General features: G+C 50.7%; 2 protein-coding genes. Both read right to left on the bottom strand.

Annotated elements, in window-relative coordinates:
- Positions 1 to 24: 24 nt before the first annotated feature.
- Positions 25 to 1,632 carry a hypothetical protein gene (locus DSM107010_RS37605; protein WP_127025401.1) on the bottom strand — a complete coding sequence of 536 codons (1,608 nt, stop codon included), beginning with the start codon at positions 1,630 to 1,632 and terminating at the stop codon, positions 25 to 27.
- Positions 1,574 to 2,113: a hypothetical protein gene (locus DSM107010_RS37600; protein WP_106169231.1), complete on the bottom strand. Its 540-nt coding sequence runs from the start codon at positions 2,111 to 2,113 to the stop codon at positions 1,574 to 1,576. The genes DSM107010_RS37605 and DSM107010_RS37600 overlap by 59 nt, the downstream gene beginning before the upstream one ends.
- Positions 2,114 to 2,229 lie beyond the last annotated feature (116 nt).

Raw genomic sequence — 2,229 nt, 5'->3', positions numbered from 1 at the left:
GCCCCACGAGATGCGCAACGAGATTCAGATTATTACGGCAGCTCTGGGTTTCAGGTTGCGGAGCCAATTCAGCACGGCTGAGGAAATTCCAAATAGTCGAACCTGCCAATGAGCTACTGCATCAGCAGTTGCATTTCTATTCCAGCGTTCTGCCCAAGTTAAACGACGGTGTGCTCGTTGGTTTCGCGTGATACATTGCGGTTTTGGTTGTGCGACCGATGTGTTTGCAGCAATGGATTCAATCACGATCTGTTGCTGTCGCAGTTGATGGGACAGCTCCCGTCGCAATCGAGTCGTTGGAAAGTCTAACCACAGTACAGTCCCAGTTGGTTGAGCTGTCAAATGAGTCACTTGAATCGATGGGGTTTGGGCAATGCTCACAGCAGATGGTTCATCAGCTCGACTGGCTAACTTTTTGCGAATCACGGTAATTCGCCGTCCCCCAGTTCCTTTTGAGCCATCAGCTAAACATTGACTCTTGAGTGGGCACTGCTGACAGGTACGTGGATTGATGCCAAACAAAATCAACAGGTCCCCTATTCGATTTTGCCGCACTTCTCGGCGATACATGGAGTTTCCAGCAGGGCATTGCAGTGTCCGTTCATCTAGAAGCGTGAAATCAGAACCCGAAAATTTGCCTTGGCTTCTTGCCCATCCACCTGCCACCTGCATTGGACCGTAATTCACGGAGTCTACGGCTGGACACGGGGTATGCACCTGAGACAGCACCAATGGCTCGTCAACAGAAACAGGATTTTCAGGTAGAGTGGTTTTCTCACCCTCTAACCCAACCCAAATCGTTTGCCGCAACGGTTGAAGTTGATTGGCAAAGCCTGCCCATAACCGCCAATTCCACACCCACTGGCTCAAAATCTGCCAAAACTCCTGTCCATAGGGATGCCAGCTGCACCACCGGTCACAGTCCTGCTCCACATCTTCATCGCCCAAAAGCTTCTCGAACCCGCCGCGACCGTAATAGAGACTGAGGATATCACAACCTGTTAAACCCGTTTGAGCATGAGAGGTGATAAACAGTTCGTAGATAAAGTCGCCAATCCGTTTTCCGACTCGATACTTTCGCTTGGGGTCATAGGGGGTGCGAACCACAATCAATCGTAACGGTTGGCTATAGCCAGCCCAACTATCATCGACAAAGCCCAAGTCAAAAACTTCACGCACTTGATGGGACTCCGGATGCGACCACAACTGGGCAGGGGTTTCTTGCAACCGAGTAGAAATTGCCAAGTGCTTCAGGAGTTGGTAATCTCGACAGCGCAAGATATACCCAAGTTGGTGCTGTTGGATTTGATTGACGAACTGGGGTGTGCCATAATACCCATCAAGCCGCACAATTGCACTACTGCCAGTTAACTTGTGATGTTGCAGGTAGCGCCCAATGATGCCACAGGCTCGTTGTAGATCTGGTCCAGGAGTGCCGTTTCCAGGTGCTCCAAAAGTGCCGAGCCATTCACTGGTGTGAGCTTGTGCCACAGTGCTACGGGTGCGAGTTACCTCACCTCGGTCACGCCCCAAATAGCCTTTAGCAGTAGCAGCTTGACTGCGACGGCGGGCTTTAGGATAGGACTGAGCGCTGACCAAAGATCGTTGCCGTGCTGCGCATAGGCGTGCCATCGACATCGAATATCCAGAAATGGTTACCAGCACGGTCTACCAATCCACCGTTCTGGGTTCGGTTGAAACCATGCTCCAACAGATCCGATTCAAACAACGTCCGCAGGTGTTCTAACGCCGTCGGCTCAATATCACCCAGAAATCGGCTTAAAGTAGATGCCACTGGGCATTGCTGACGCTGCCACACAGACATCACTACCGATTGCACACTTGTTAGCTGTTCAAAGAAGTTTTGCAGGGTTTCAACTCCACTGACCGCGTAGGCAAGGAGCAACAAAACAAAGTCACATACTTCATACTGTCCCATCCGTCCTCGATTCACTCTCACCTGAGTCTGTAAGCGCTCCAGTAACCCAGTCGTCCGCCAATATTCCCCTAACAACAAAACCTCTCCTAACCAAGTTGGCGCGACGGGATTGGCTTGCCCATCCGTCCTTAGTTCAATCCCTGCTACAGTAGTGCCAATCGTTATTTCTGACATTGTGATTTGCCCCAATTCCAAAGGCTAACGATGTCATTTTCTACTACATACTGTTAGCTCCCTTATCGGCACGGCTCTCAGCTTTACAATTCCAAGCTCATTGCGCATCTCGTGGG

The organism is Chroococcidiopsis cubana SAG 39.79 (genome assembly GCF_003991895.1).
Lineage (GTDB): Bacteria > Cyanobacteriota > Cyanobacteriia > Cyanobacteriales > Chroococcidiopsidaceae > Chroococcidiopsis > Chroococcidiopsis thermalis.
This window is presented reverse-complemented; position numbering and strand designations above follow the sequence as displayed.